The sequence below is a fragment of the Bacteroidia bacterium genome, assembly GCA_023228875.1.
Classification (GTDB): domain Bacteria; phylum Bacteroidota; class Bacteroidia; order NS11-12g; family UBA955; genus JALOAG01.
Window position 1 is genome coordinate 71,538 of sequence record JALOAG010000002.1, and the last position, 22,391, is coordinate 93,928.

23 protein-coding genes and 1 tRNA gene are annotated in these 22,391 nt (G+C 36.2%); 11 read left to right on the top strand and 13 right to left on the bottom strand.

Features of this window, described 5'->3' with window-relative positions:
* Positions 1-14: 14 nt before the first annotated feature.
* The 3 genes from M0R38_03315 to M0R38_03325 form a co-directional block, all read right to left on the bottom strand.
* The gene (locus M0R38_03315) at positions 15-1,151 is read right to left on the bottom strand and encodes a patatin-like phospholipase family protein (GenBank protein MCK9480776.1); all 1,137 of its coding nucleotides are present in this window, start codon (positions 1,149-1,151) and stop codon (positions 15-17) included.
* Between the two features lie 117 nt (positions 1,152-1,268).
* A tRNA-Phe gene (locus tag M0R38_03320) sits at positions 1,269-1,341 on the bottom strand.
* 66 nt (positions 1,342-1,407) lie between these two features.
* Complete coding sequence (locus M0R38_03325) at positions 1,408-2,388, bottom strand: pyruvate dehydrogenase complex E1 component subunit beta (protein MCK9480777.1); 981 nt, start codon at positions 2,386-2,388, stop codon at positions 1,408-1,410.
* A gap of 186 nt (positions 2,389-2,574) precedes the next feature.
* Here M0R38_03325 and M0R38_03330 point away from each other — a divergent pair, with 186 nt between their 5' ends.
* Together M0R38_03330 and M0R38_03335 are read left to right on the top strand one after the other, a co-directional pair.
* Entirely contained in the window at positions 2,575-3,294 is a 720-nt protein-coding gene (locus M0R38_03330) for an FAD-binding oxidoreductase (protein ID MCK9480778.1), read from the top strand.
* A 6-nt stretch (positions 3,295-3,300) separates the two neighbouring features.
* Positions 3,301-4,338 (top strand): SPASM domain-containing protein, encoded by a 1,038-nt coding sequence (locus M0R38_03335; protein MCK9480779.1) that lies wholly within the window; start codon positions 3,301-3,303, stop codon positions 4,336-4,338.
* Positions 4,339-4,341: 3 nt separating this feature from the next.
* On the opposite strand, the gene M0R38_03340 is transcribed toward M0R38_03335, so the two are convergent.
* From M0R38_03340 to M0R38_03365, 6 genes are all read right to left on the bottom strand, one after another.
* Positions 4,342-5,658 (bottom strand): Mur ligase family protein, encoded by a 1,317-nt coding sequence (locus M0R38_03340; GenBank protein ID MCK9480780.1) that lies wholly within the window; start codon positions 5,656-5,658, stop codon positions 4,342-4,344.
* 6 nt (positions 5,659-5,664) lie between these two features.
* Positions 5,665-5,979: a DUF4286 family protein gene (locus M0R38_03345; GenBank protein MCK9480781.1), complete on the bottom strand. Its 315-nt coding sequence runs from the start codon at positions 5,977-5,979 to the stop codon at positions 5,665-5,667.
* A gap of 56 nt (positions 5,980-6,035) precedes the next feature.
* Positions 6,036-6,566 (bottom strand): ribosome maturation factor RimM, encoded by a 531-nt coding sequence (gene rimM, locus M0R38_03350; GenBank protein ID MCK9480782.1) that lies wholly within the window; start codon positions 6,564-6,566, stop codon positions 6,036-6,038.
* A 12-nt stretch (positions 6,567-6,578) separates the two neighbouring features.
* Complete coding sequence (locus M0R38_03355; protein MCK9480783.1) at positions 6,579-7,181, bottom strand: 30S ribosomal protein S16; 603 nt, start codon at positions 7,179-7,181, stop codon at positions 6,579-6,581.
* Positions 7,182-7,303: 122 nt separating this feature from the next.
* The gene (locus tag M0R38_03360) at positions 7,304-8,584 is read right to left on the bottom strand and encodes an MFS transporter (GenBank protein ID MCK9480784.1); all 1,281 of its coding nucleotides are present in this window, start codon (positions 8,582-8,584) and stop codon (positions 7,304-7,306) included.
* Positions 8,585-8,634: 50 nt separating this feature from the next.
* Positions 8,635-9,798: a homogentisate 1,2-dioxygenase gene (locus M0R38_03365; protein MCK9480785.1), complete on the bottom strand. Its 1,164-nt coding sequence runs from the start codon at positions 9,796-9,798 to the stop codon at positions 8,635-8,637.
* A 53-nt stretch (positions 9,799-9,851) separates the two neighbouring features.
* On the opposite strand from M0R38_03365, the gene M0R38_03370 reads away from it, so the two are divergent.
* From M0R38_03370 to M0R38_03405, 8 genes are all read left to right on the top strand, one after another.
* The gene (locus tag M0R38_03370) at positions 9,852-10,877 is read left to right on the top strand and encodes a tetratricopeptide repeat protein (protein MCK9480786.1); all 1,026 of its coding nucleotides are present in this window, start codon (positions 9,852-9,854) and stop codon (positions 10,875-10,877) included.
* 131 nt (positions 10,878-11,008) lie between these two features.
* Positions 11,009-11,944 carry a hypothetical protein gene (locus tag M0R38_03375; GenBank protein MCK9480787.1) on the top strand — a complete coding sequence of 312 codons (936 nt, stop codon included), beginning with the start codon at positions 11,009-11,011 and terminating at the stop codon, positions 11,942-11,944.
* Between the two features lie 4 nt (positions 11,945-11,948).
* Complete coding sequence (locus M0R38_03380; GenBank protein MCK9480788.1) at positions 11,949-12,539, top strand: hypothetical protein; 591 nt, start codon at positions 11,949-11,951, stop codon at positions 12,537-12,539.
* The gene (locus M0R38_03385; GenBank protein MCK9480789.1) at positions 12,536-13,126 is read left to right on the top strand and encodes a hypothetical protein; all 591 of its coding nucleotides are present in this window, start codon (positions 12,536-12,538) and stop codon (positions 13,124-13,126) included. The genes M0R38_03380 and M0R38_03385 overlap by 4 nt, the downstream gene beginning before the upstream one ends.
* On the top strand, positions 13,123-13,701 hold the full coding sequence (locus M0R38_03390; GenBank protein MCK9480790.1) for a hypothetical protein: 579 nt from the start codon (positions 13,123-13,125) through the stop codon (positions 13,699-13,701). Before M0R38_03385 ends, M0R38_03390 begins: the two co-directional genes overlap by 4 nt.
* The gene (locus tag M0R38_03395) at positions 13,698-14,210 is read left to right on the top strand and encodes a hypothetical protein (GenBank protein MCK9480791.1); all 513 of its coding nucleotides are present in this window, start codon (positions 13,698-13,700) and stop codon (positions 14,208-14,210) included. The genes M0R38_03390 and M0R38_03395 overlap by 4 nt, the downstream gene beginning before the upstream one ends.
* A gap of 21 nt (positions 14,211-14,231) precedes the next feature.
* Positions 14,232-14,774, top strand: coding sequence for a hypothetical protein (locus M0R38_03400; GenBank protein ID MCK9480792.1), 543 nt, complete (start codon positions 14,232-14,234; stop codon positions 14,772-14,774).
* A gap of 146 nt (positions 14,775-14,920) precedes the next feature.
* On the top strand, positions 14,921-15,700 hold the full coding sequence (locus M0R38_03405; protein MCK9480793.1) for a T9SS type A sorting domain-containing protein: 780 nt from the start codon (positions 14,921-14,923) through the stop codon (positions 15,698-15,700).
* A gap of 398 nt (positions 15,701-16,098) precedes the next feature.
* On the opposite strand, the gene dapA is transcribed toward M0R38_03405, so the two are convergent.
* From dapA to queA, 4 genes are all read right to left on the bottom strand, one after another.
* Entirely contained in the window at positions 16,099-16,980 is an 882-nt protein-coding gene (gene dapA / locus M0R38_03410) for a 4-hydroxy-tetrahydrodipicolinate synthase (GenBank protein MCK9480794.1), read from the bottom strand.
* Positions 16,977-17,450, bottom strand: coding sequence for a hypothetical protein (locus M0R38_03415; GenBank protein ID MCK9480795.1), 474 nt, complete (start codon positions 17,448-17,450; stop codon positions 16,977-16,979). Before M0R38_03415 ends, dapA begins: the two co-directional genes overlap by 4 nt.
* A 9-nt stretch (positions 17,451-17,459) precedes the next feature.
* Positions 17,460-19,409: a DNA topoisomerase (ATP-hydrolyzing) subunit B gene (gyrB, locus tag M0R38_03420; GenBank protein MCK9480796.1), complete on the bottom strand. Its 1,950-nt coding sequence runs from the start codon at positions 19,407-19,409 to the stop codon at positions 17,460-17,462.
* A gap of 191 nt (positions 19,410-19,600) precedes the next feature.
* Positions 19,601-20,647, bottom strand: a complete 1,047-nt coding sequence (queA, locus tag M0R38_03425) for a tRNA preQ1(34) S-adenosylmethionine ribosyltransferase-isomerase QueA (GenBank protein MCK9480797.1) — start codon at positions 20,645-20,647, stop codon at positions 19,601-19,603.
* A gap of 173 nt (positions 20,648-20,820) precedes the next feature.
* Here queA and lepB point away from each other — a divergent pair, with 173 nt between their 5' ends.
* The gene (lepB, locus tag M0R38_03430; protein MCK9480798.1) at positions 20,821-22,362 is read left to right on the top strand and encodes a signal peptidase I; all 1,542 of its coding nucleotides are present in this window, start codon (positions 20,821-20,823) and stop codon (positions 22,360-22,362) included.
* The last annotated feature ends 29 nt before the right edge of the window (positions 22,363-22,391 follow it).

A 22,391-nucleotide genomic window follows, 5' to 3' on the forward strand; every position in this document is an offset into this window, starting at 1 on the left:
TTGAAGTTATAAAATTAAACCGGTATATCTTTAGGATTTAGACTGTTTTCATCCACTAAAAGCTTGATAAAATCATCGAGTGTATGTTCGTTGTCTTTTGTAGTGTTTGCATCTTTTATTGCTTCTTGTCCTGCTCTCACTAAGCTTTGAATATTTTTTTGAGAAGCATCGCTCATGTCAGAATTATATATTGTAGTAGCTCCTTCACCTAATCCACGTAGATTTTTTGGCACATCTACTCTTTTATAGTTTTTATTATTTCCGTCAGTTAATGTGTCAAACATCAGCCCTACTTGGTAATTCACAGTATCTAATCCGCCATCCATCATGATGTCGGGTATAGTCTTAGCCCAGTTTAAAGCTCCCCAATTACCTGCTTTTTGATAGTTTTTCAGGTCTAAATTCTGAGATCCGGTTCCAATGGATAAAATCATCATATCTTTTGCACTGGGTCTGTTTAGTCCAAGATTCTCAAAATTAGTTGAACGGGCTTCGGCATAGGCGCACATTGTTGGATTGTTTGCAAAAACTCCTCCGTCAATATTGACCATTTCCGAATTGTTTCCAAAATTACGAATAATGGCGGGAGGAAAATAGGTCGGAGCCGCTGAAGTAGATCGTGCCACATCGCGAACCATGAATTTTCTTTCTTTTCTGTCAATTTCCTTTTGTTCTCTACTGTTAAAGAAGAAAGAGCGTTGAGTTTGCATATCATAAGTAGTGATGATTAATCTGCCGAGTAATTGATCAAACATAATATCGCCAAACTTTTCTTTAAAAATTGCTTCAATATTATCAGGTGTAAACTGTGTAGCATTCACTAATTGTCTCAACCCAAACCAATTATTCTTTTTAGATTGGTTAAAAATAGCATCTCCTTTTTCGACATACAATTTCAGTGCTTCAGTTGCAGGATATTTAGCAGAAGGGTTGCCCGATTCAAAGCGTTTTGGGTTGGGCATCATATAGAAACAACCCAAAATTCCTCCGGTACTTGTTCCTACAATCATGTCAAAGTAATCAGCGATACGCGCATTGGGGTTGTTGCTGTATTCAATCAATTTCTGTTCTACATATTGCAAAACAGAGGCAGGGATTATTCCTCTAATGCCACCGCCATCAAGGCTTAAAATGCGTACTTTTTTTGCCATAAATCATTTTAGTTAATTGTTAATGCAAGTGTAGTTGAATTTGCGTATTTAAACTAATGACGAGATGAGGAAGTTTGTAAAACAGAAAAGTCGCCTCAAAGGGCGACTTTCTTTATGTGGTACCAACTGGAATCGAACCAGTGACACAAGGATTTTCAGTCCTTTGCTCTACCAACTGAGCTATGGTACCGTTCAGTTTGAGAGGGTGCAAAAATAGCCTTTTCCCAAAAAGAAAAAAATCTTTATTAAAAAAGATTTAAGATTTATAAGTAACTTGATTAACAGCCTCTACAATGCTTTTCACATTTGGCAGATAAGCATCAACTAAAGTGGATGCATAAGGAAGCGGTACGTCTTTGCTGGTTACTCTCACAATAGGAGCATCTAAATAATCAAATGCTCTGCGTTGAACCATGTAGGCAACTTCACTTGAGATAGAAGCCAGTGGCCATGCCTCTTCAACAATAACTAATCTGTTTGTCTTTTTAATGGATTCAATCACGGTGTCATAGTCGATAGGTCTAACAGTACGCAAGTCTATTAACTCTACATCAATGCCGTTTTTTGCTAACTCGTTGGTTGCATCTTGGGCAACATGCATCATTTTTCCAAAAGATACTACCGTAACATCATTCCCTGTCTTGACAATATTTGCTTTTCCAATTTCGATTAAATACTCTTCTTCAGGAACGCCCCATTTCATACCATACATTTGCTCGGACTCCATGAACACAATTGGGTTGTCGTCTCTGATTGCAGACTTTAACAGACCCTTAGCGTCATAAGGATTGGAAGGAACTATTACTTTTAAACCGGCTGTGTTTGCATACCAATTCTCAAAAGCATTTGAGTGCTGTGCACCTAGCTGTCCTGCAGAAGCTGTGGGACCTCTAAAAACGATGGGACAGAAAAATTCACCTCCGCTCATGCTGTGCATTTTGGCAGCTGAGTTAATAATCTGGTCTATTGCTACCAATGAGAAATTGAACGTCATGAATTCAACTATTGGGCGTAAACCAGCCATAGAAGCACCTATTGAAATACCGGTAAAACCCAATTCTGCAATCGGTGTATCAATGACTCTTTTTGCTCCAAACTCATCCAACATCCCTTGGCTTACTTTGTATGCACCATTGTATTCTGCAACTTCTTCGCCAATAAGAAAGATACTTTCATCTCTTCTCATTTCTTCACTCATGGCTTCGCGCAAGGCTTCTCTAAATTGAATTTGTCTCATTGATGATAACTTTTTTAGCTTGCGCAAAAGTAGTAATAATTCTCTTTTAAGTCTTGCATTTTTTGAATGATGGTTTAAACAGCAGATGATTAATTGTGTTCTTTGATAATCTTAGAACTTGCTTGTTATTCACATAGGGTTATATTTTAGGTCTTGATATCAACTTTAGAGTGTACTTTTGCGTTCGTGGAAGAAAAATTTGAAAATATTGGCGTTGTTGAATCCGTGATAAACCTTTCACCATCTGTAAAACATTATACTGTTAGTGTGAATGATAAAGCGGATTTTGATTTTGAGCCCGGTCAATTTGTGATTATTTCTTTTCCGGGTATTCAACATCAGTTTCCTTATAGAAGTTATTCAATTGCATCAGCACCTATGACAAATCATTTTGATTTATGTGTTGTACTGAAAGAAGATGGAGCAGCAAGTCCCATTCTTTTTGAAAAGGCTGTAGGTGATAGTATTCGGTTTAGTGCACCGCAAGGTAAATTCGTGCTTCCTGATGAAACTGCCGGTAAAACCTTTTGCTTTATTTGCACAGGAACCGGTGTAGCACCTTTTAGAGCAATGATTCAGCATTTGATTAGCAAACAATTACCTTTTGAAAAGATTATTCTGATTTTTGGAGGTAGAAAACAAGAGGATTTGCTCTACCGTGAGGAGTTTGAATCACTTGCAAAAACTGATGCTCGCTTTGAATATTATCCTGTATTGTCTCGTGAATACTGGGATGGTTATCAAGGATATGTTCACCAAATCTATTTGAATAAACCTGCATATACAGGTCAGGCGAATATGTTGTTTTATATCTGTGGGTGGTCAGAGATGGTGCGTGAGGCTAAGAACAATCTAAAAGAGATGGGGTACTCAAGAAAAGAAATTAAGTTTGAACTCTTTGATTAAGTCGTAATGGGGTTGCGAGCTAAAATTAAGGATGCATTTCAATTTCTTAAAGTATTAGATTATCAACGAATTTCAAATGCAGTTGGTTTGTATCGTTCTTATCAAAAGGCAAAGAAAAAAGTGCCGACAGAAACGCGCTTTTTTCCTGCGGCATTGAATATTGAACCTACTACTTCTTGTAATCTCCGCTGTCCGCAGTGTCCCAGTGGACTAAGGGCTTTTACTCGCCCAACCGGTATGTTGCAATATGAACTTGCGGAGAAGGTTGTTTCAGAATTATCTCCAAACCTTTTGTTTCTTACCCTTTATTTTCAAGGAGAGCCATATTTAAACCCGGATTTTAATAAGATTGTAAGGCTTGCAGCTAACAAACGTATTTATACAATTACAAGCAGTAACGGACATTTTTTTAAAAATGATGAAATTGCGGAACAGGTTGTGAATAGCGGTCTGAATAGACTCATCATTTCAATTGATGGTGTAACTCAAGAAAGTTACGGTCATTATAGGATTGGAGGACAACTTGATAAAGTGTTAGCAGGGACTAAAGCAATTTTAGAGGCAAAAAAAAGACTACGCAAATCCACCCCTTATGTCGTATGGCAGTTTATTGTATTTAAACATAATGCCCATGAGTTGCCTGCAATCAAGAAACTTGCTAAACAATACAAAGTAGATGGCTTGCAAATAAAGACAGCCCAAGTTTATGATTTTGAGACCGGAGATGATTGGATTCCCGATGATGAGAACCTGAGCAGATACAAAAAAATAGCAGGTAAATTTGTCTTTAAAAACAGTTTATTAAATCATTGTTGGAAAATGTGGCATAGTGCGGTAGTAACTTGGGATGGGGGAGTAGTGCCATGTTGTTTTGACAAGGACGGTAAACATAATTTTGGTAATCTAAACGAAAATAGCTTTGCTGAAATTTGGCAAGGGCGCAAGTATATGGGTTTTAGACAAAAACTCTTTATTGGACGCAAAGAAATTGATATTTGCAAAAACTGTTCGGAAGGAACGAAGGTTTTTGTGAGCAGGTCTTAATCATTATTCAAACCTCCATCCGCCAAAATTGCCTGAACTCATCATCATCCAGACAGCAGGCTCTTTGGAACGGTTTGATAATACAAATTTCTTAATGTCTTCCACACTTTTTGCTATAACAGCGTTGGGGAATGTTTGATGTAACAGTGCTTCGTTTGGAAATGTTTTATCTTTTATTTCAAGTGCATGTTTGTCAATAAAAACGAGTGCTGCATCTGCTGATTCAAGACTATTTGTGTAGTGAGGAATAAACTCTTCGTTCAAACTGCTATACGTATGCAATTCTAACATACATACTAAATGTCTTTGACTAAATTTAGCACGAACAGCTTTGACAGCAGCTTGAACTTTAGAAGGAGAGTGTGCAAAATCACGCATGGCAAGGACTGAATCAGATTCAAAAACTTTTTCTTGTCGTTTACCCGTTCCATGAAAACTTGTCATACTCTTGAGAAATTTAGCAGTATTAATCTCTACAGCATTGCATAACAAAGAAGCCGCTTTCATATTCTGGAAATTAAATGCTCCAAAAATCTGCATAGCATATTGATTGTTTTCAAAAAGGACAACGGAATTGTCTTCGGTGTCAATAAATTCAAAGGAATCATATTGTTTGTACGGCACTTGGCTGTCGAATAAAGGTTCTTCAACAACTGATTTATGTACATACAAATGCGCATGGGGTGCTAAAGATTCTGTAAATAAATTAAATTGATTAACATATTCAGGATAAGTCTTGAAAACATTGATATGATCCCACGCAATGCCTGTAATTACTGCAACATGAGGCTGATAATGCAAGAATTTTGGACGCATATCTAATGCTGAAGAAAGATACTCATCACCTTCAATCACCATATATGGTGCATCACTCAAGGATACCATTCTTTCAAAACCTTCTAACTGAGAGCCGACAAGATAATCAAAAGGGACATTATTTGTCTTTAAACAATGCATTACCATGGCTGTTGTAGTTGTTTTGCCATGACTTCCGGCAATCACTATTCGCTTTTTATTAGCTGCATGAGAAGCAATAAATTCAGGGAAAGATTGAATTTTTATTCCTAATTCTTTGGCTTTGAGCAATTCAAGATTGTCCATTTTTGCATGCATGCCAAGAATGATTAAATCAATGTTCGGTGTGATCATTGTCGGTTCCCAACCCTCTTTGTCTGGGAGCAATCCTGCCTGTTGTAAGCGTTCTTTGGCAGGGCTAAAAATAGTGTCGTCACTACCGCTGACTTGATGACCCCTATGTTTCAGTTCTAATGCGAGGTTATGCATGACCGCTCCCCCGATTGCAATTATATGGATTCTCATTGCTTTCTAAAATTGTTCAAGTATTTGAAGTTGGGTTCTAAATGCGTGTACAGTGTTGCCAAACTCTTTGATCGTTTTTTCACGCAATCCTTCTGCAAATTGTTGAAGGTATTTTTCAAAGTGTTCCGGTGTTTTGTATAAATACTGTATGGCATAAGTGGTAGCGTTGTCTATGTGGTCGTGTGAAATAAGTTTGAGCATTTTGCACTCAAGAAAACAACCGGTTTGCATCACTTCCGGGATATGGATGTTGGTCATCCATTGAACCCAGCTTTCTTCTACAGATTTATCTGCATGACATGTTACATTGTAATAAAACATGCGGTAAAAGTATGCTGTATTAAAACCTGTAATTCTTGATTTTATTCACACAATGATTACAATTCAGTCAGCCCTTCATGCATTGTTAAGGTAAGGGACTTAGATGCTTCATCAATATTGATGATTAAGCTTTCGTGAATAGGAACCAGAATGTTTTTTTCTTCCATTCTAACTTCCAATAAGGAGCTTAAATGCATTTGAATAAGATCTGTAATGATTCCAATTTTATGGTTGTCTTGGTTGAACATTGTAAAGCCAATCAGAAAGTTGAAGGAATCTTCGGATAAATTATCCATTTCGGATTTATGAAGATGTATTTCTAAACCGCAAATCGCTTGCGCTTCTGCTTCATTATTCAGGTCTGTTAATTTTATTGAGTCATTTTCTATATTATAAGACTCGATTTTATATGGAACCCAGCGACCTTCGCGATTCAATAATAAAAATCCGGATTGGGTAATGTTGTCAAAAATTTCATCAGAATAAACTGCAACCTTGATAACACCCTTAAAACCAAGTGTTTTAACAACAAAACCCACCTTTTGAGTGGGTTTTGAATGAATATTTCCAAAGAAACGGTTGTGCATCCGTCTTATTAATTACTCAGCATTCTCTTCGCCTTCGCTGGCTGCTTCTGTATTTTCAGGTGCAGGTGTTTCCTCTGTGATTGGAGTCTCAGCTACTACTTCTTCGTTACTAGGTTCTTCAGTAGCTGTCTCTTCTAAAGGAGTTTCCTCTGCTACGGGTGTGTTCTTAGCAAGAATCTTAGCTGTTCTGGCTTCTTTTTTCTTAGTTTCAGCTTTCAATCTTTCAGCCATAATGTCGGCTTGAGATTTAGCAACACGGGTTTTCTTACCTTCGATTTTGTTGATTTTCTCTTCTAACCAAGCATTAAATTTAGCGTCAGCTTGTTCTTGTGTTAAAGCACCTTTTTTTACACCTCTGTTTAAGTGTGCTTTGTAAATTGCTCCTTTGTAAGAAAGGATTGCTCTGGTGGTGTCTGTAGGTTGTGCGCCTCTTTCAAGCCATTTCACTGCACTGCCAAGGTTTAATTCAATCGTTGCAGGATTTGTGTTAGGGTTATAAGTACCTAACTTCTCAATGGTCTTACTGTCTCTTGGAGCACGTGCATCTACCGCCACAATGTGATAGAAAGCTCTTTTCTTTCTACCATGTCTTTGTAATCTTAATTTTACTGCCATTTTGTTTTATTTATTTGTTTATCCGCAAGGTCTCCTCGCTTGCGGGGGCGCAAATGTACTATTTGTTTTGTGATTAAAAAATAGTGTTTTTGAAATATTTTTGTGTTCTTGGCAATGAGAGATTATTCTGTGTTCAATGGTTTGGAATTATTTGGTTCTATTTGTTCTTCTTTAAGGTTGAGAGACAGTTTGCGCACCTTGATTGTCAACACTGAAGCAATGATAAAGAACACAATTAAGAGTATAATACTGTTTCTCATACCTCCCGTTATTTCGATTAAAATGCCGTAACTAAGTGTGCCAAGCACAATTGAAAACTTCTCTGCTAATTCATAAAAACTAAAGTATGTCGTTAGATGTTTGGTTTCATTTGTTGGAATGAAGGCAGCAAAAGCCGAGCGCGATTGGCTTTGAATTCCTCCCATAATAGACCCGACTAATACTGCTAATCCATAAAATTCCCACTCTGTAGTAGTGAAATATGCTCCTAAACAAACCAGCATCCAAAGCATAATCATGATTGATATTGACATGATGACACCAAACATCTTGGACAAATAAGCGAAAAAATATGCACCGGCTATCGCCACTAATTGAATGATGAGGATTACAAGAATCAGTCTGTCAGAAACTAATTGTAACTCAACAACACCAAACAATGTGGCAATGTACATGACCGTTTGTACACCCATGCTGTAAAAGAAAAATGAGAGAAGAAATCTGAAGAGTACCGGATTTTTTCTTATTTTCAGAAAAGTACTGTTGGCTTCTTTGTACCCCTTTAACAGCCATTGTGATTGTATGTTGTTTTTGCTGTCGTTGGGAAGGCGACTGATAGCAAATAGTCCAAATGCACCCCACCAAACACCTACGGTAAGAAAGGCGAATCTGATAGCAGAAAGAGAATCCTGGAAGCCGAGTGTTTCATAGTAGGAGATGCAAAGGAGGTTAATAACCAGTAGGATTACACTGCCGATATAACCCATGGCATATCCATGTGCACTTAATTTGTCAAATCGGTCAGGTGTTGCAATTTGTGGGAGATAAGCATTGTAGAATACCAGACTTCCTGCATAGCCAACTGTTGCAGTTGCAAATCCTGTAATGCCTATCCATAATGTGTTTTGAGTAAAAAAATAAAGTCCAATACATGCGATGCTTCCCAATAGAGTAAAAAATGTCATGAATTTTTTTCTAAACCCTCCAACATCTGCAAGCCCGGAAAGCAAAGGGTTTATAAAAGCAACAAGCAAAAACGAGATTGATAGTATAAAAGAATAGAGAGCTGTGTTTTGCAGCTCTCTATTAAAAATGAAAATGGATTTGCTTACATTTTCAAAGTAAATAGGAAAAATTGCAGTGGTAATTGTGAGCGAATAGACTGAATTTGCCCAATCATACATACTCCAACCCCATAGCTGAGATTTTATGTTTTTCCTATGTTGCTCCAATGTTATTTGTCAAGCCAAGTTTTGAAATAATCAGGGTCTGAAATTTTCAAAGCTTCTTCTGTAACTCCAAGAGGTGCAAAGGTGTCCACCATTACTGCATACTCTTCTGTACCTTTTTTGCCTATGCTGGCTTCTGCGGCTCCCGGTTGTGGTCCATGAGTAAAACCGGCCGGGTGCAAGGTGATATTGCCGGGTTTGATAAATGGTCTTGACATAAATTCTCCATCAACATAATATAACAACTCATCTGAGTCGATGTTTGAATGATTATACGGTGCAGGAATTGAAAGAGGGTGATAGTCAAATAAACGCGGTACAAATGAACAAATCACAGAGGATTCTGTTTGAAAATGCTGGTGAATAGTTGGAGGCATGTGTAAACGCCCTGTAATAGGTTCAAAATCTTTGATGTTCATTGCGTAAGGATAGTTATAGCCATCATAGCCCACTACATCAAAAGGATGTGCATCAAAAACAACTTCTATTATTTCGTCATTTTTCTTGGTCTTCATTAAAAATTCACCACGCTCATCGTGAGATTCTAACTCTTTTGGTAGTTTATAATCTCTCTCGCAAAAGGGAGAGTGCTCCAACATTTGACCATAGTAGTTTCTATATCGTGCGGGAGATTCAAAAGGATCGCGTGATTCAACAATAAACAAACGGTTGCCTTCTGATGTGTTAAATTCAAGTGTGAAAATAGTTCCTCTTGGAATAATCAAATAGTCGCCTTCAACAAAGTCAATATTTCCTAAAAATGTTCTGAGTTTACCTGTGCCCTTGTGAATGAATATCAATTCATCTGCTTCGGTGTTTTTGTAGAAGTAATCCATTTCCTTAAACGCTGGCGCTGAAAGTATTACATAAGTTTTTGAGTTAGCAAAAACAATTTTTCTTGATTCGATAAAATCAGAAGATGGTGGCACCTGAAATCCTGAAAGTAAGAACGGTTTTACATTGTTAGCATCTAAGATTGTAGGAGCAACGTTCATACGTTTCCCATAAGATTTAATCATTGTGGGTCGGTTGATATGGTACATATTGGTGTACATTCCTGAAAATCCTGCAGTACAATATAGTTCTTCATAATACAATTCCCCGTTTTCTTTCCTAAACTGTATGTGGCGTTTAGGAGGAATTTTTCCTAATCTGTGATAAATCGGCATAATTCTTAATGTTTAGTTTAATATTGCGCCAAAAGTAAACATTTTTCCGGCTTATGAATCGCAATCTTTTTCTAATTAGCAAACCATTTCTTTTAGTATCATTGATATTAGTCCTTGCCTGTAACAACCATAGTAAACGTTACATTAGTCCTAACGATACCCGTTATTCAGAAGATATTCGAACAATAAGCAAAAGAATCAACAAAGACCCCAAGAATGCAGAATTGTATTACAATCGTGCTAATGTGTTTTTTATTGAAAAAATATATGGAGAAGCAATTGCGGATATTGAGGTAGCAATCGAATTAAGTCCTCAAAATGCTTTTTATTACTACAAGTTAGGTGAGTATTATATGGCAGGAGATACAGCAAATGCCAAAGGTGCAGAAAAAGCATATATCAAGTCTATAGAGTTAGACCCCTCACAAGTAGAACCGCATTTGCAATATGCAATATTACTCCTTGCTAAACAACGTTACAAAGAGACAGTGGAACAATTGACAGCGGTTTTAAATATTAATCCATCTAACTCTGATGCAATGTTTTTTTTAGGAATGGTGAACAAAGAAACGCAAGATACAGCACAGGCAATTAAACGTTTTCAGGAGACTGCAAATATTGATAACAACTACTATAATGCTTATATGCAATTGGCGTATTTACTTATGGATAGTAAGCCGGAACTTGCATTATCATATATCGACAATGCTATTAGGATAGATGAATTTAGTGACGAAGCGCATTATCTCAAAGGAATTATTTTGGAGGAAAAGGGAGAATATATAATTGCAAAGGAGTTTTACAAACGTACCATTGAGTTGAACCCTCAACATAGGTTTGCATATTATAGGTTGGCATATATCAATGCTGAAATAGATAAGAATATGGAAAAAGCGTTGGAGTATCTTAATAAGTTGTTATCAGTTGATCCGGATTTTGTACCCGGTCTGCATTTCAGAGGAGCTGTCTATAAACAAGTGGGTATGAAAAACAACGCCTTGGAAGACTGGGAAAAAGCCGCCCGTCTTGACCCGGAAAACGAGGAAATACAAGCAGACTTGGCTGATTTGAAAGGATAAGAAAATGCCCGCAAAGTGGATTGTTATTACAGAAACACTATACTTACTGCTGCTTGTTAATACTGTTGATAACTTGTGCATTTTAAATGATGTATATATTTCAAACTTCAAAATATTTAAACATTAAATTTATGAAAAGAAAAAATGACTTACTAAATTTAACGGGTATGCTTGGCTGTTCATCGATTAGCTGTGGAGTAGCGGTAGTACTTACGGGAGGTTTTATGTTAGGTGCTAACAGCCTCAAAGCGCAATGGAGTGGAACAAACCCGATAACAACATCGAGTTATGTTGGAATAGGGACGAGTGGCAGTAATGCAAATTTAGATATTTATGGTTCAGGAGATTTTTCTACTTTGCAGGTAACTAGTCCTGCAGGAGGATTTTCCGCTAATTATATTGGTCCACTAAGGATTAGAGGAGAAGCTTATAATCCTGATTTTACTCTTTCTGTCTTTCCATACTTATGTGTAGCACGCTATGGTTTTGTGGGCGTTGGTACCGAATCTCCGAGTGACAAATTTCATTTAAAAGATGGGAATATATTGGTAGATAATGGAAATATCACAGTAAGAGACAACTTTGGTATTAATCAGTTTAGGGTTGAAAGTAATGGATTTTTGATTGCAAGACAAATTGATGTCCATTTGGACCCAATTCCTGATTATGTTTTTCATGCCGCATTCAACAAAGATAGTGCAACCCTATACAGTAAGAATGGTAAGTATCAGATGTTGTCTTTATACGAAATAGATGATTTTGTGAAAAAGCATCATCATTTGCCAGGAATAAAGAATGCCTCTAAATATGAATCTATCGGTACTGTTAATCTTGGTGAATTAAATACAAAGTTGTTGGAAAAAGTGGAAGAACTGACTTTACATACCATTTCGCAACAAAGAGCGATTGACAACCTAATTGAACGTTTAGAGAAAATAGAATCCGTTTCGACAACTCACAATCAACCTAATAAAAGCCAATCTAGCAATGGCTTAATAATGGCAACATTTGCGCTACTTGCTATTATAGTTGGTAGAGGAAGGTTTTCTAAACTATTTAATAAGTAAAACCATGAAACATTCATTAACGATACTTTGTATGGCAATGGTGGCCATGTGCGGCTGTAAAGAAAAAGAGCCGCAGATAACCAAGATTTATGAGCTATCAGAAGAAATGATGGACTATTTTGTAAACTACGAAGTAGGTACAAAGTGGATTTATCAGGATACAATGTATATAACCAACTATGACACCATTGAATTGATTTCAAAAGAAAACTTTGATGTAACGGATGGTACGACTTTAAAAAAGGGTTGTGAACTGTACTATAAACCACGTAAATCAAAGGATTTTAAGGTACGGGTAAGCCCCGGAGTTGATAATAGGTATTATGTAAAGGTTGACCCTATGGTTACCGCTGCCGGAGCTATAACCTTTGAAAACAATAATGGAGTTTGGACAACTGGGGTGACTTATTATGATAGTATTGAAATTACCGGAACTAAATATTATCAGGTGATTAATAGTAAAAGTAACAATATGTATCAGTACGATATGAAGATTTCAAAAGATAATGGAATTGTATTCTTCATATATAGTAACGTAAATCCGCAAAATCCCGATGGTGCAGCTTACAAACTTATTAAAACAGAAAAGCCATGAAAAGGGGAGTAACAGCAATGTTTGTGGTATTTGTTGCCATGAGTGGTTGCAAAGAAAAAGAGCCAAAGATTACAAGCACTTTGGATATATCCCCCGAAATGAAATCCTACTTTGTGGATTATGAGATTGGAACAAAATGGATATATGAAGATTCTCTGAATCATTCAAGTTTGGATACCATAGAGTTGATAAAGAGAGAGCCCTATGACACAAACAGAAAAGGGGTTTTGGAAAAAGGGTACATACTCCACTACAAAGCTCGAAAATCAAGAGATTTTAAAGTTTCGGTAAGCAGAGGTCAGAAGGTTAATTTTTATATTAAGATGTACACAGATGTTACAGGTTCGGGGTATGTAAGTTTTGAAAATTATGATGGAGAGTGGGGGGAAGGGGTTACATACTTTGATAGTATTGAAATTAGAAATGTAATGTATTATGATGTATTGCGTAGTGAGACAACTGGTGGAAATTATTATTTGGTTCATGTGTCAAAGAATATGGGACTTGTATCTTACATCTATATGGATTATAGTGGGGGAATAGCTAAGGGTGGATATTACAAACTTATTAAAACAGAAAAGCCATGAGAAAGGTAGTAACAGCAATATTTGTGGCACTTGTTGCTATGAGTAGTTGCAAAGAAAAAGAGCCGAAAATAACCAAGATTTATGAGCTTTCAGAAGAAATGAAAGCTTATTTTGTAAATTACGAAGTGGGTACAAAATGGATATACCAAGACACCCTGGATGCTGCTAATTTTGATACTATAGAACTAATTTCAAAGGAACACTTTGATGTAATTAATGAAACAACCTTGAAAAAGGGTTTTGAATTATACTATAAACCTATTAAATCAAAGGATTTTAAAGTGCGGGTAACCTCTGGTATTAATAATACCTACTATGTAAAAGTTGACCCTTTGGAAGCAGGTGTAACTGCACTTAGTTTTGAAAATCATAACAATAGTTGGCCTGCCAGTGTTTACTATGACAAGATTGAAATTACTGGAAGCATTTACCATGAAGTGATTATTAGTCCAAGTGGTAATTTATATTACAGTCATCTATCAGTTTCTAAGAATAATGGTATCGTATATTTTAATAAGATGATAGGTAACGCAATTTATGGATGTTATAAACTTATTAAAACCATAAAGCCATGAAACAGATTATATTCAAATTTCTTATTCTGTTATTTTTGATTGCTCCACTGATAACAGTAAAAGCACAACCATCAGAACCGGGATATCCTGCCGCACTAATGTATAACTTGCCATCTACTGATTTACCCATTGTTAATTTACCCTATTTTAACAACGAAGAACTTAAAGCGGCAGATACTTGTGAAACATGTTCGGAAGCATTTGGTGTTGACGCTTTTGCTCCGTTTGATTTTTGGGAGCAAAGCGAATTACAAATTATAAACAACAATTTTGAAAATGTTGAGATTTACAGGATAAAAGTGAAATCACCCACAGCAAATGCTCTTCATGTCATTTTTCAACATTTTGAGTTAGGAGCTAATTCCAAAATTTACTTCTACAGTCCAAATGATACTTTGCGAATTTTGGGTGCATATTCAATGCACAACAATAAATTGGATTTATCATTTGTCAGCAATCGAATTTTTGATAAAGAAATGATTATAGAGGTTAACAGGCGGACTAACTAGGTCAACGAACCTAAAGGGATTTTGCTTATTAAAAAATTTATTCATGTATATGAAAACCGAGATGATTTTGAGAGTTCTTTTAATTGCCACAACAATGTAATTTGTGCACCATGGTATAACGATTGGTGCAATCAAATAAGAAGCGTAATTAAGTTCAATTTTCGCAAAGCTGATGACCCAAGGTGGTGGATGTGCAGTGGAGCTGTTGTAAATGGTGGTAATGGAAATTTTGACCCTATTATTTTAACTGCCGAGCATTGTGTAAGAAATACAACAGAGCACGCAAATTGGATTGTTTATTTCAACTACCAAAGTATCACTTGTAATCCTAGCACAAATGGAAATGATTTGATGACAGTTACTGGTGTCAACCTTTTAAGTTCTGATGGCAGTGCAAGTGTTAGTTGTCCTGATATAGCACTTATGCGTTTACGTGAAAATATACCATTGCAATATAATGTTTTTCATAGTGGGTGGAGTAGACTAAATCTAACTTATCCTCAAGATGGAATTTGTATTCATCATCCTGCAGGCGATGTAAAGAAAATTTCATTTGGCAAATAACTAATCCATTATTAAGTAGTTGTCATAAAGTAACTTGGAACAATGGTTTAACTCAAGGCGGTTCGTCTGGGTCGCCATTGTTCACTAATTCAAGACTAATTACTGCGATTAACAGTCATGGCCCAACAGATAGAAGTTGCGATGATATGAAACACTCTATGTTCAGTAGAATTGAAAAGAGCTGGAATGTATTACAGCCTGATTTATCCCCGGGTGATGAAAATGTTGTGGCTATTTTTGGCGATGACCCGATTTCTGCATGCCAACCGGTAATTGATTTAAACAGAGAATTTTTCCCTGGTAATGATTGGCAGATTAAAAATCAAATTACCATTCAGTCAGCACAGCAGGTAAATGTAGCTAATGTAACGGAAACTGTAATAAGAAATTCTGATTTTTGGCATTATAACCCTCAACATAATTCTGATTATGTAATCCGTGCAGGTAATCGTATAACAATTAACCCCGGATTTCGAATCAATGCACCTAACAGAATAGGTAATACTGGTGCATATACCACTTTCTTTCAATTTGGCAACCAAAATCGTGTCAGTTTCCAAATATCGCCTTGTACACCTTTCATAGACGATTGTGGTTTTAACCATGAGCCTGCTATGGTTCTTACTAATCCTGCTCCGAATGTGCAGGATAATCTCGCAAATAATCTTCAATCCGATGCTTCTTCGGTTTATGGAGTATATATTTATCCCAATCCTGCCAACAATACATTGCATATTGAATTTTCAGAAGAAATCAGTCAGGGCAGCTTTGTTATTTATAGCCTCATGGGAAGCAAAGTGAAAGAAGGAAAGCTAAGTTCAAGTGTTAATACAACAGATATAAGCAGATTGAGCGAAGGGTTATATATTATCCAAATCAGGGCGGCTGATAGAATAGTTAATTACAAGTTTGTAGTGGCAAGATAATAGTTCATTAGTTATCGTTTTCGTAGAGTATAAATAGGGGAGCTAAAAGTTTAAGAAATAGAGATGTTTAAACACCAAATCGGGCAAAAAGACTGGGAAAAAGCCGCCCGTCTTGTCCCGGAAAACGAGGGAATACAAGCAGACTTGGCTGATTTGAAAGGATAGAAATGCAAGTAATGCATTTGTTTTACAACATCACTTTACTAACTGATTGCTAATTTATTGATACCTTGTACGTTTTTAATACTTTTAATAGAAAATACTGTAAATGTTCAGCTGTTTGAATTCAGAAATCTTGAAGGCTTGTATAATAATTTGTCGTCAAGCTCACTGTCTTTAATATATGTCCCTTTATTGTAGCTTATCAAACGGTTAATAATTGTGATAAATGCATTGTATTATTTTCCTAAAACCTTATCAGTAGCATAGACAAGTTTTTCTCTTACTTTTTCATTAACAGGATAAAGAGGAGGTCTTAGGGCTGCATTACAGATTCCCATATATTGCATAATTTCTTTTATTCCACCCGGACTGCCATCCTCAAAAATCAAATTCATACTATCTAATAATAAATAATGAAGTTTTCGTGCTTCAACCGTATTATTGGTTAATGCAGCATGCACCATTTGAGAGAATTGTTTAGGAAAAGCATTGCAAATAACCGAAATCACGCCATCCATTCCCAACGAAATAAAAGGAAAAGTAAAAGCGTCATCACCACTGATTACCAAGAATCCGTCCGGTCTGTTTTGAATTATTTCCATACATTGAGCAAAATTGCCGCTGGCTTCTTTAACTGCACAAATGTTTTGATGTTCTGCAAGTCGTAAAGTTGTTGCAGCCGTGATGTTTGAGCCTGTTCTGCCCGGAACATTATATAAAATGATAGGTAGTGGCGAATTGTCTGCCAAGGAAACATAATGTCTATAAATACCCTCTTGGTTGGGTTTGTTATAATATGGACTGACACTCAAAACCGCAGAAAATCCACTCAAATCAATCGCTTTGAATTTGTGATTCACAGCTTCAGTGTTATTCCCGCCAATACCTAATACCAAAGGCAAACGGTTGTTGTTAGCTTCTTTAACAGTATCTATTATTAATCGAGTTTCACTCTCTGAAAAAACAGGACTTTCGCCCGTTGTTCCTAATACAACCAAAAAATCGGTCCCATTACTGCATTGATTTTCAACCAAATTTTTCAATGCGACTGTGTCAATGCTTAAATCCTTTTTGAACGGAGTAATGAGTGCTACTCCGGCACCGGTTATTTCTTTCATTTTTCTATCCTGATTTTTGTTAAATAATTACCTGCCATCTTTAAATATTCTTCCATTGTGTTTTCTCTGTCACTAGAACCAAAAGTAATACGGTACAATGGTTTTCTTGGAATGTCATATCTGCCTACTTTGATTTGAGCTTTACTTTTTCTAATAAAATTTTCAACTCGATTATTGCGATTTCCCAAAAAGGAAAAGAGATAATCGTAAGGAATATTATATTGTCTTTTAACCAAGGAACTCGCAGGCTGTTTTAATAAATTAAAGTCCTTACGACATATATGTATATCAAATGATTTAGCAAAAATACCTTCAGGTACTTTTTTGAAATCATGGTAAACCAGAAAAAATACATCCTTTTTTTCAGCTTTGATTTCATTTGCAAACTCTTGAATCATGTCAATATCTTGTTTAGGCAAAGACGATTCATATACAAAGAGAAATGAACGTGCTGAATCGAAAGTTGACATAGTTATAAATTAAGCATCAATTTTTGCATAACGGGCATTTTTTTCAATAAACTCTCTGCGTGGCGGTACTTCATCGCCCATTAACATTGAGAAGGTGTGATCTGCTTCTGCAGCACTTTCTAATGAAACTACTTTGAGGGTTCTGCGAGCAGGGTCCATTGTAGTTTCCCATAATTGCTCAGAATTCATCTCTCCAAGACCTTTGTATCTTTGTACGCTTACTGTGTCCAAACTCGCATTCCCTGCAAACTCTCTAATAAGTGCATCGCGTTGCGCATCTACCCATGCATAAGCAATATTATTTCCTTTTTTTACTTGGTAGAGTGGAGGAGTAGCAATGTAAATGTATCTGTTCTCAATTAACTTCTTAAAATATCTAAAGAACAAGGTTAAAATGAGTGTTCTAATATGTGAGCCATCAACATCTGCATCTGTCATTATAATGATTTTATGATAACGCAAGTTTGAGATATCTAATTCTTTATCGTCATCAGTTGTACCAATTTTTACACCTAATGCAGTAAAAATATTTTTGATCTCTTCGTTCTCGTAAATTTTATGTTCAAGTGCTTTTTCAACATTGAGGATTTTACCCCTTAACGGTAAGATTGCTTGAAAGTTTCTATCTCTTCCTTGCTTTGCAGTACCACCTGCTGAGTCCCCCTCCACCAAATATATTTCGCACTTATCAGGTTCAGTCCAGGAACAGTCAGCCAATTTGCCAGGAAGTCCCATTCCGCTCATTGCACCTTTGCGTTGAACCATCTCGCGAGCTTTCCTGGCAGCATGTCTGGCAGTTGCTGCAAGGATTACTTTGTTTACAATGGTTTTTGCATCTCTAGGGTTTTCTTCTAAGTAATTTTCTAAAAATTCTCCAACAGCTTGGTCAACAGCACCCATGACTTCATTGTTACCTAACTTTGTCTTGGTTTGACCCTCAAATTGAGGTTCTTGCACTTTTACAGATATTACACCAGTTAGACCTTCTCTAAAGTCATCACCGCTTATTTCGAATTTAAGGTTTTTGAGAAGCCCTTCTTTTTCAGCATATCCTTTCAATGTTCTGGTTAATGCTCTGCGAAAACCGGCAATGTGTGTTCCACCTTCAATTGTATTGATATTGTTAACATAAGAATGAAGGTTTTCACTATATCCTGTGTTGTATTGAAAAGCAATTTCGATAGGGACCCCGGCTTTTTCAGTTTCACCGTATATTGGCGATGTTATAATCCTCTCTCTTGTGTTATCTAAATATTCAACAAATTCTTTTAAACCGCCTTCAGAGAAAAATGTTTCTGAAACGAATTCGCCTTTTTCATCTTTTTCTCTCTCATCAATTAATGTTAATTTGATTCCTTTGTTAAGATATGCAAGTTCGCGCAATCTGTTGGCTAGTGTTTCGTATTTATATTCAGGAGAATAAAAAATACTAGTATCCGGTGTGAATGTAACTATTGTACCTCGGTAATCAGAAGTGCCAAATTCTTTTACGTCATAAAGTGGTTTACCAATATTATATTCTTGTTTGTATTTCTTACCGTCCTTATGCACTTCAACAGTCATGTGTGAAGACAGCGCATTAACGCATGATACACCCACTCCATGAAGCCCGCCTGAAACTTTGTATGAATCCTTGTCAAATTTACCACCGGCATGCAGCACAGTCATTACAACCTCTAGTGCAGAACGGTTTTCTTTTTTATGAATCTCAACTGGAATTCCTCTTCCGTTATCTTTTACTGAGATAGAGTTGCCTTCTAAAATTCTGACCTCAACATTGTCGCAATAACCTGCTAAGGCTTCGTCAATTGAATTATCTACTACTTCATATACCAAATGATGTAGCCCTTTCGGACCAACATCTCCAATATACATGGCAGGTCTTTTTCTAACCGCTTCTAAACCTTCTAAAACCTGAATGCTTTGCGCACCATAGTTATTGCTTGATTCGTTACTCATTTTTTATCGTTTTAAACTTCTTTTTTTGAAACTGTAAAATTAGATTGAAAGCTTGGTTTACCAAAGGTTATAGCAGATTTTATATCCACAAAATGTGGATAGTTTATCGATGAAATTGAAAGCAATCTCATTGACTTCCGATTGTGGTTTCGAAAGAAAAAATATTAAATCAGTTCAGATTTGAAATGGTGCTATAAAATAAGCATAGCATCACCGTAGCAAAGGAAATTGTAGTCTTTGTTTAGGGCTTCTTTATATGCTTTCATAACAAAGTCATAACCTCCAAATGCAGCAATGAGCATTAAGTTGGTAGAGCGAGGCGCGTGGAAGTTGGTTATCAATGCGTTTGCATTTGAAAAGTCATAAGGCGGGAAAATAAATTTGCCTGTCCAGCCCTCAGAAGGGTTTAAGGTCTTGCTTGATGAAACAGAGCTTTCTAATGCCCTTAGAACGCTTGAACCCACAGCAATTACACGTTTGCCGTTTGCCATTGTGTTGTTAACCAATTTTGCGATTTCGGGACTTATCAAATAGTTCTCTGAATCCATTTTATGTTTGGTTAAGTCTTCAACTTCAACTTCTCTTGCTGCACCCATACCCAAATGTAATGTAATTTTTCCAATGTTGGCACCTTTAATATCCATGCGGATTAATAATTCTCTGCTAAAATGCAGTCCCGCAGTAGGCGGTGCAATTGAGCCTTCTTTTTCAGCAAAAATTGTTTGGTATCTTTCTTTGTCTATTTCTTCCGCAGCACGGTTAAGATAGCGTGGGATAGGAGTGAGTCCTATTCTCTTTACTACTGAAATAAATTCATCGTTGTTCCCATCAAAAATAAAGCGAATGGTTCTACCTCGAGAGGTTGTATTGTCTATCACTTCGGCAACTAAATCATCATCACCAAAATATAATTTGTTACCTACTCTGATTTTTCTTGCCGGTTCAACTAAAACATCCCAATATTTAAATTCAGGATTGAGTTCTCTTAGGAGAAATATTTCTATTGAAGCGCCTGTTTTTTCTTTATTTCCGTGCAAATGAGCAGGAAAAACTTTGGTGTCATTTAAAATCAGGCTGTCTCCTTCGTTGACATAGTCTAAAATATCTTTGAACGTTTTATGTTCAATAGTTTGGGTTTTTCTGTCTAGTACCATCAGCTTGCTGTCATCGCGATTTTCTGCTGGGTACTTGGCTATTCTGCTATCCGGTAAATCAAATCTGAATTGAGATAATTTCATATTTATTGTAGAAATGAAGCGGTGTTTTTTAAGACCTGCAAAAGTATCCTTTTTTTCTATACTAAATGACACGCATACTTTATCTTTTATTTTTGGTCTTTTTGGGTTGAAAGTAATAAGTATGTTCTTATTGATTCAAGTATATTTGCACCTCATTTATTAGAAACAACTTTATGGATTCAGTTGGATTGAATATTTTATTAGGTTGGTTAATCCCGATTCTCATTATTAATAAAATTGGTATGTTCTTGCTTTTTCGCAAGGCAGGTGTTTCACATTCATGGCAGGCACTCATACCTTTTTGGAATTGGTTTGTATTGGCAAAGGTTGTAGGAAGAGCATGGTGGTACGGAATTTTGATTCAAATACCAATGGTAGGAGTAATTGTATGGTACACCATGACAATAGATTTATTAAAGTCTTTTGGCAGATTTAGATTTATTGAAAGTGTTTTAGGGCTTTTGTTTCAATCATTTTATTTTCTATACATTGGCTTGAAAAAGGAAATTAGATACTTAGGAGAATCGCATAATGAAGATTTTAACAAGAAATACGGGATTTTTAAGAAGAATTTAAAAAGAGAATGGGCTGACGCAATTTTGTTTGCAGTGGTTGTTGCATACATTATAAGAACGTTCTTTATTGAAGCATTTAAAATTCCAACTCCCTCTATGGAAAAGACTCTTTTAGTGGGGGACTTTTTATTTGTTAGCAAAGTGCATTACGGGGTGCGTTTTCCAATGACACCCATTGCCATTCCCTTTGCACATCAAGATATTGCAGGAATTAAAGCATATAGTGAGATTTTAAAATTACCATACTTGCGTTTTCCTTCTCTTGAAAAAATCCAAAGAAGTACCATTATAGTGTTTAATTACCCAAATGAACCGGATAGACCGGTTGACAAAAAGACACATTATATCAAGCGGTGTGTAGGAATTCCAGGTGATAGTTTGCAAGTTAAAAACGGATTTGTATATACCAATGGGAGATTAACAGATGACACTACCAAGCTACAGTTTCAGTATCTGGTTTCTTTTAAGAAATATGAGTTGACTGACGAAGTATTGTATGACGAATTAGATTTATACGATTATATAAAACATGCAGACATTGCCGCCTTTTTGCAAGGAGGTAGCGGTTTTTCTTCTGATCCGCTTGTTTATGAAATGCCATTAGATCATGCCAAGTTTGAAAAAGTTAAAAAGTTTATTGATTTGAAATCTATTCATCGTATCTCTTATGATAAAGAGTCAGGTCATGGCAGGGATGTGTATCCACACAATCCCATACTATTTGACTGGAGTATTGACAATTATGGTCCTATTTATATTCCTAAAAAAGGGGATGTGATTGAGATGAATACATACAACTATTGGTTGTATGGTAAGGCAATAAGAGATTATGAAAATAATCCCGGTTTAACTCTGGTTCAAGACAAAGTATATATAGACGGTAACCCTATTTCCGAATATAAATTTAAGATGAATTATTATTGGATGATGGGTGATAATCGCCATAATTCAGCAGATTCGCGCTCTTGGGGCTTTGTACCTGAAGATCATATTGTAGGTAAACCTTTATTTATCTGGTTTAGTATGAAGTATAAACGCAAGTTTGATCCAATAAGAACTAACCAAACAGGTGCAATAGAATTTAAAGAATCCTTGCATAGTATTCGCTTTAATAGAATTTTTAGACAAGCGTACAAATAACGAATTAAATGAATAGTACGGCTTATGTT